Here is a 4,951-nt window from a genome sequence, read left to right on the forward strand (position 1 = left end):
CGCCACTCTTCACATATGTGAAGCGTTCGACTTGCATGTATTAGGCACGCCGCCAGCGTTCATCCTGAGCCAGGATCAAACTCTCCATTGTCCTTCTATCTCTTCAGACAACTTTGGTCTGTTTAGCTCTTTTTTCTTTTAAACTTAAATTGACGTTGTGTTTTATTCTTTCCTGTTCAGTTTTCAATGTCCTCTCACTCGTCTCTCTCGTCGAGTGCTCATTTATACTACCATCCATTTCTCCTTTTGTAAAGCTTTTTCTCTATCTTTTTTTATCTTTTTTCCTGTTCCCTTCCTTTTTCCCCTCTGTATCGATGTTTTTTATCCCTCTCTTTTTTTACCTTTTTCTCTTTTTTGTCTAATATACTGTGCTTTTACAACAAAAGAAGGCCTTTTCAGTGGCCTTCTTATTATCAATTATAATCTTATTAATTTGCTATTCTATTGACAAATTACTCATTTTTTATAAAAAAGTATCATTAAAATCATTTGAATCACACATACACCTATAAAATATATAGTTAATATTGGAACTATAACCGGTACAATATCTAATAACGCTGTCCAATCACTTTTTAGCATCAATTCTTTTATATAATTTATACACATTAGCAATGTAGTTACGCTAATAATATTATTTATAAACATTGAATAAATAAAATATCTGCTTTTATTACAAAAACAGATGATATTAATAAATAAAAGCAATAAGTTAACAAACAAAAACAACCCAATAATTAATACCATTATTTTTAACCTCCTATATACCAATAAATCTTCAAAAAAATAATTTTATTAGATATTTTAATGTTCTTCGAAACGATTTTTATTGTCATAATACTTCTTATCATTTATCAATATTTTGATTTATTTATACCCCATATCGTTTCACTCAACTATTATTTTTCTAACTTTTTTATATAAATATAGATAATTAATTAGACTTTTTTTGATACCTCTTCAATTATTCTTTCTGTATTATTTCCTTTTTGGCCATTAATCGCATCATAAATAAGTCTATCCAAATCTTTTTCATTCATCATTATAACTTCACCATTTTTTATAAGTTTTATTGTTTTATCTGATAAAAATATTTTTTCACCAATTTCTGAATATTTTAAAACGGGAACATTTTCCATCTTATTCATCAATTGTATAAAATCAGTTGGACAATTTAAAAAAGCAGTGTGTTTACTTATATCATGTAAAATTATATTTGCATCACAAACGAAAACACTATTTAATACATCTCTTAAAAAATAACATGCAACAAAGAAATCCACCATTTCCATTAGAACTTGAGAAATCCATATTCTTACTTTGTCACCTTGTTTAATTTTATATAATCCATTTAAAAATAAAGAATACTTTTTATAAAAATATTCTTTATTTCTTTTGTCATAATCAATAACGCCATATTTACATAATTGTTCATATCTTTCATCAATACTAAAATTATTAAAGTTTCCTAATGTATAATCGTCTGGACAGCAAAGAATAGTATTGGAATCTATGACTCCTACTGCATATAAATAACGTAAATTTGCTTCAGTAGAAGTATCAAAACATATTTCTATCATTCTAACTAATCTTCAAAGTCATTATTTGGTTAATTCTTTCACCATTTCTGACTTCTCCTCCTTTTGCTATTTATAAATTTCACTCTATTGCTAAAACATACTAATTACATAATTTGTGTTTAATCATTGATACTTTATATCTGCATTAAGAATATAATCAACTGTTATTTGCTTATTAAAATCTTCAACTTTCCCATCTAAAGAAGTAGCAGTACCATAATATTTAAGAATTGTTTTATCCTTTTTCTTATTAATCTTCAATTTTATATCAGAACAAATATAATTTTCTCTTATACTTTTACACATAAATTCATGTTGCATTGTCAAATCAGAAATTTTTAAATTAATTGACGCTGCCATTGGGACACCATTTTTTTCTGAATAAGCAATATAAGGTGCAGCTACTTTTAAATTATCCCCAGCAGTCCCTTCACTTACTTGAATATTTATATACGGATGATACGAAGACCAAAAATACCAACCTGTTGCACCAATAACAAACATTAAAAATAAAATAATAACAATTAAGATTCTTTTTTTGATCCTAATTTCTATGTATTCTTCCACAGCAATCACCACCTATCATAAATTTATAATATAGCAAATTTTAACGAATCAAATTTTATTGTCTCATTAATAACAAATCAACCAAATCCAGTAATAAAATGGATATAAGATTACTACAATCGATACAATAAAAATATCACTATAATTAAACACTCAATACTTTTTTCATGACTATATAGATTTCTTTTAATTTGAAAACGTTTTCTTATTCATATATTATCATATTTATAAATCAGTGTACATAGTTTATCTATGTATTGATGATTCTTAAATATATTTTATAATAAATATATAATTATATTAAGGAAGTATTGATATGGCTAGAAAAAATAGTTTTTTTAAATTAGATATGTTACTTCTATGCATAATCGCTAAGCAAGATTGTTATGGCTACGAGATTACAAAACAAATTAAGACATATTCTCATGAATTAATAGACATTAAAGAAGGTACTATGTATCCTATCTTGTATAAATTGCTAGATGAAAATTATATTTCAAGTTATGAAAAAGTAATCGACCGTAAAGTAAGAGTTTATTATCACATAGAAGAAAAAGGAAAAGAAAAATTATTAGAAATGATTAACGAATTTAATAATGCTGTTGACGGAATTCACAACGTTATTAAAGAATCTTTGGGAGAAGCTTATGAATAATATAAAAAAATACATTAAGAACATTTGGGCAATTATGCCTATGCATACTAAAAAAGAAAAATTCTATTTAAATGAATTAAAAAAACATTTAAATGAATATTTAGATGATCACCCACAATGTTCATATGATGATATTGTTCAACAATTTGGAGAGCCTAAAGATATTGTTGTGAATTACATACAAAACAGTGATGAAAATGATCTTATTAAAAGAATGAAATTAAAATCGATTATACAAAAATTCCTTATATTTTTTTCAGTAACATGTACAATTTTAGCAATTTGGATAGGAATTCTTTGGTATGATTATATACAAGATCAAAAGAATTCAATTATATATGAAATCGAAACAACTATCACTGAACATTAAAAAAATAGAAAAACTATGAAAAAATTAATATTACCAACTATCACTATTATTTATAATATTTGTGAAAGTTATTTTATTAATTAGATCTTTACTTTCCAATGATAAGCGTCTTAGTTTTTAGTATAAATTCTCATTATTAGCATTACAGTTTCAAAAAGTTAATTTATGTTAGATAGTTTTTTCTTTTAAGCATCAAAAATTAATGATTTTTTGATGCTTTTTTGGTGGGAATTTTGCACTTTTTTTCGAATTTTTTTGGTATTTTTTTGGTATAGCCCATTTTCAAGGCATTTTTGAGCATTATTTTATTCATAAAAAATAAAAACCCGCAAATCAAAAAACGTTGATTTCATGCAGGTTTTGGCGTAAAAAAAAGGGCTTCTTCTATCTTGAAACCCTTTTTTATTTAGCATATTTTTCGCTAGATTAAGCTAATTCAGCAAAATATTTGATTGTTCTAACCATGTTAGAAGTGTATGAGTTTTCGTTGTCATACCAAGCAACTGTTTGAACTTCTGTAGTTCCGTTGTCTAATGGTTTAACCATAGTTTGAGTTGCATCAAATAATGATCCGTAAGTGATTCCTACGATGTCAGAAGATACTAATGGTTCTTCAGTATATCCGAATGATGGAGTAGTTGCTGCTTTCATAGCTGCATTTACTTCTTCAACTGTAACTTCACCTTCAACAACTGAAGTTAAGATAGTTGTAGATCCAGTTGGAACTGGTACACGTTGTGCAGAACCAATTAATTTACCATTTAATTCTGGGATTACTAATCCGATTGCTTTTGCAGCACCTGTTGAGTTAGGAACGATGTTAACTGCAGCTGCACGAGCTCTTCTTAAGTCACCTTTTCTATGAGGTCCATCTAATACCATTTGATCTCCAGTGTAAGCATGTACTGTTAACATGATACCAGATTTGATTGGTGCTAAATTATTTAAAGCATTAGCCATTGGTGCTAAACAGTTAGTTGTACATGAAGCTGCTGAGATGATAGTGTCAGAAGCTTTTAAAGTACCTTCGTTTACACCGAATACGATTGTTGGTAAGTCATTTCCAGCAGGTGCTGAGATAACAACTTTTTTAGCTCCAGCATCGATATGAGCTTGAGATTTAGCTTTAGATACATAGAATCCTGTACATTCTAATACTACATCTACACCGATTTCTCCCCATGGTAATTCAGCTGCGTTAGCTTTAGCGTAGATTTTGATTTCTTTTCCATCAACTGTGATTGAATCTTCACCAGCTTCTACTGTATCAGCTAATGCATATTTACCTTGTGCTGAATCATATTTTAATAAGTGTGCTAACATTTTAGGATTAGTTAAGTCATTGATTGCTACAACTTCATACCCTTCTGCATTGAACATTTGTCTGAATGCTAGACGTCCGATACGTCCAAATCCGTTAATTGCTACTTTTACTGCCATTTTATTAATATTCCTCCTTGTAAATAGCTTTTATGCCATTATTATAAGTCAAAAACTTCACAAAAGCAACTACTACAACGTTGATTTCTTGTATAAGATGCATTAATTTTTCCTTTATTTTTCAATTAATTCCCATTTCATCACATCGTTAGCGCTTACACTTTTTTTACTTCTTTTTTATTTTTTATTAAGAATATTTTTCCACTTTTATTTCTATAATAACGTATGGAGGTTATTTTATGCATCTTATCCCTACTATCATAGAAAAAGATCATCAATATCATTATGCTTACGATATTTATTCCAAATTACTTGAAGAAAGAATTATTCTTCTGACCG

The 4,951-nt window shown here is 27.7% G+C and carries 6 protein-coding genes and 1 rRNA gene; 2 read left to right on the forward strand and 5 right to left on the reverse strand.

Annotation, left to right across the window (positions count from 1 at the left end; all coding sequences use genetic code 11):
- The 4 genes from C7U55_RS13240 to C7U55_RS13255 form a co-directional block, all read right to left on the reverse strand.
- Positions 1–91: ribosomal RNA gene (locus C7U55_RS13240) — 16S ribosomal RNA — on the reverse strand; the annotation flags it as partial.
- Between the two features lie 365 nt (positions 92–456).
- Positions 457–747 (reverse strand): hypothetical protein, encoded by a 291-nt coding sequence (locus tag C7U55_RS13245; RefSeq protein ID WP_106988945.1) that lies wholly within the window; start codon positions 745–747, stop codon positions 457–459.
- A gap of 191 nt (positions 748–938) precedes the next feature.
- Positions 939–1,580 (reverse strand): DUF1835 domain-containing protein, encoded by a 642-nt coding sequence (locus C7U55_RS13250; protein WP_106988946.1) that lies wholly within the window; start codon positions 1,578–1,580, stop codon positions 939–941.
- 123 nt (positions 1,581–1,703) lie between these two features.
- Complete coding sequence (locus C7U55_RS13255; RefSeq protein ID WP_106988947.1) at positions 1,704–2,147, reverse strand: hypothetical protein; 444 nt, start codon at positions 2,145–2,147, stop codon at positions 1,704–1,706.
- A gap of 316 nt (positions 2,148–2,463) precedes the next feature.
- On the opposite strand from C7U55_RS13255, the gene C7U55_RS13260 reads away from it, so the two are divergent.
- Together C7U55_RS13260 and C7U55_RS13265 are read left to right on the forward strand one after the other, a co-directional pair.
- Positions 2,464–2,802, forward strand: coding sequence for a PadR family transcriptional regulator (locus C7U55_RS13260; RefSeq protein ID WP_106988948.1), 339 nt, complete (start codon positions 2,464–2,466; stop codon positions 2,800–2,802).
- Positions 2,795–3,172: a DUF6120 family protein gene (locus tag C7U55_RS13265; RefSeq protein ID WP_106988949.1), complete on the forward strand. Its 378-nt coding sequence runs from the start codon at positions 2,795–2,797 to the stop codon at positions 3,170–3,172. The genes C7U55_RS13260 and C7U55_RS13265 overlap by 8 nt, the downstream gene beginning before the upstream one ends.
- Positions 3,173–3,598: 426 nt before the next feature.
- On the opposite strand, the gene gap is transcribed toward C7U55_RS13265, so the two are convergent.
- On the reverse strand, positions 3,599–4,612 hold the full coding sequence (gap, locus tag C7U55_RS13270; RefSeq protein ID WP_022001253.1) for a type I glyceraldehyde-3-phosphate dehydrogenase: 1,014 nt from the start codon (positions 4,610–4,612) through the stop codon (positions 3,599–3,601).
- Between the last annotated feature and the right edge of the window lie 339 nt (positions 4,613–4,951).

Source organism: Faecalibacillus faecis (assembly GCF_003024675.1).
In the GTDB taxonomy this organism is placed as follows: domain Bacteria; phylum Bacillota_I; class Bacilli_A; order Erysipelotrichales; family Coprobacillaceae; genus Faecalibacillus; species Faecalibacillus faecis.

Excerpts from the sequence above, each read along its gene's own strand:
- C7U55_RS13245 (WP_106988945.1), bottom strand. The coding sequence starts at position 747 with ATGGTATTAATTATTGGGTTGTTTTTGTTTGTTAACTTATTGCTTTTA.
- C7U55_RS13250 (WP_106988946.1), bottom strand. The coding sequence starts at position 1,580 with ATGATAGAAATATGTTTTGATACTTCTACTGAAGCAAATTTACGTTAT.
- C7U55_RS13260 (WP_106988948.1), top strand. The coding sequence starts at position 2,464 with ATGGCTAGAAAAAATAGTTTTTTTAAATTAGATATGTTACTTCTATGC.
- C7U55_RS13265 (WP_106988949.1), top strand. The coding sequence starts at position 2,795 with ATGAATAATATAAAAAAATACATTAAGAACATTTGGGCAATTATGCCT.
- gap (WP_022001253.1), bottom strand. The coding sequence starts at position 4,612 with ATGGCAGTAAAAGTAGCAATTAACGGATTTGGACGTATCGGACGTCTA.